Below are 1,236 nucleotides of genomic sequence, written 5' to 3'. Positions count from 1 at the left end.
CCTTTCTTTATCAAAATTTATGAACAAAAGAGATCCGCATGATAGCTGATTGGTTAGCTCCTCTCCTTGTCGACCAGAAAACGGCGCGAATCAGCCCGGCGACAACCCTGCTCAGACAGGGTGATGTACAACAAAAAATGTTTGTGCTGCATGAAGGTATCGCGCGTGCTGTCTGGCATTCGCCCGAAGGGAGCGAGCGCGTAAAGGAGTTTTACTTTCCCGGTGAGTGCTGTTTTCTCTATCTGAGCTGGTTAACGGGTAGCGTGGCGGATTACAGCTTGCAAATGCTGACGCCAGGCGTGCTCAGCGAAGTACCGCTGCGTTTACTGGAAAAGGAAGAACATCAGGCGGTAAAAATAGCGCTCCTGCGCCAGCAACTGATCTTTAAAGAGAAGAAAGAGCAAATGTTTTTGCTCAATAACCCGGAGCAACGCTATCGCTATGTGCAGGCTCATTTTCCGGCATGGGAAGCACAATTAACGCAAAAAGATCTCGCCAGTTATATCGGCATCTCGCCGGTGAGCTTGTCACGGATCCGCGCACGTCTTAACAAAGGTTAACGAAAGCCCGCAGCTCAGCCGCTACCATCACCGCCATCACGCAAGAGAGAAAACGATGATGAACGCTTTTTGGCTGTCGCAAATGCTGGCTGGCTTTTCCTTCATTTTTGATTTGTTGGCGTTTCAGTTTGCCCGGCGGCAGACAACGCTGGCGATACTTGCCGCCTCCACCAGCCTGCTGGCAATACATTTCTGCTTGTTGAATGCGCCCGTTGCCGCAGGTTTGATGGCACTGGCCGCCTGCCGTTATCTCGCTGCCATCATGACCACCGCGCGGAAAATGAAAACGGTGTTTATTGTCGCAACCTGCTTGTACAGCGCGCTAAGCTGGCAGCAACTCGCCGATGTTTTACCGCTACTGGGTAGCTTGCTGATGACCAGCGCAGCCTTTCACCCGGCGGCAAAAAGTATGCGGCGGCTCACCCTCTGCGGTAGCGCCTGCTGGCTGTTGAATAATCTGGTGATCGGATCGCCGGTGGCCGTTGCCATGGAGAGCGCATTCATTCTCAGTACGCTGGTGTCATACTGGCGGCTCCCCCGACTGAGTGGATAAAAAAGCAAAAAAAAGCGCCCGAGGGCGCTCTTTCGACAGTACAGCGTGACTTATTTGTTCAGTTCGGCGGTCATGTGAACCTGGTTGCCGGTATACGCTTCAGTGATCTGGTAAGAAGATGCG

Annotated in this window: 2 protein-coding genes and 1 pseudogene; 2 read left to right on the top strand and 1 reads right to left on the bottom strand. The window is 52.6% G+C overall.

Going from position 1 to position 1,236, the window contains the following annotated elements:
- The first annotated feature begins 38 nt into the window (after positions 1-38).
- Together E0L21_RS24640 and E0L21_RS24635 are read left to right on the top strand one after the other, a co-directional pair.
- Positions 39-560, top strand: coding sequence for a Crp/Fnr family transcriptional regulator (locus E0L21_RS24640; RefSeq protein ID WP_235855303.1), 522 nt, complete (start codon positions 39-41; stop codon positions 558-560).
- A gap of 55 nt (positions 561-615) precedes the next feature.
- The gene (locus E0L21_RS24635; protein WP_235855302.1) at positions 616-1,113 is read left to right on the top strand and encodes a YgjV family protein; all 498 of its coding nucleotides are present in this window, start codon (positions 616-618) and stop codon (positions 1,111-1,113) included.
- Positions 1,114-1,163: 50 nt separating this feature from the next.
- Here the strand turns inward: E0L21_RS24635 and E0L21_RS24630 are convergent.
- Positions 1,164-1,236 (bottom strand): annotated as a pseudogene (locus tag E0L21_RS24630) (DUF1471 domain-containing protein); the annotation flags it as partial.

Origin of the sequence: Kosakonia quasisacchari (assembly GCF_004331415.1) — a bacterium.
In the GTDB taxonomy this organism is placed as follows: Bacteria; Pseudomonadota; Gammaproteobacteria; order Enterobacterales; family Enterobacteriaceae; genus Kosakonia; species Kosakonia quasisacchari.
This window is presented reverse-complemented; position numbering and strand designations above follow the sequence as displayed.